Annotated in this window: 1 pseudogene; it reads right to left on the reverse strand. The window is 33.1% G+C overall.

The window, feature by feature from the left end:
- A pseudogene (locus SB775_RS32010) lies at positions 1 to 65 on the reverse strand (spore coat protein); the annotation flags it as partial.
- Positions 66 to 251: the final 186 nt, after the last annotated feature.

Genomic DNA, 251 nt, shown 5'->3' on the forward strand with positions numbered 1-251 from the left:
CCCCTATTTACTCTCACGTAAGATCCAATTAAGTCTTTCAAAAAATCACAATGAAATAAACTCACGAGAAAACCCCTTCCATTAATTTATAAGCTTTTGCACTGATAGTATATGTATCTGTACAGGTTATGTTCGCTATGTTTGTCCCCGCTATGAAAAAATATGCTTTTAACTAATAGTACTAATCCCCATAAAATCTTCTTTCCCTTAAAGTAACTCTAGGATTTCGGATGACTTTTTCATCCCTTAAT

It is taken from the genome of Peribacillus sp. SIMBA_075, assembly GCF_046534585.1.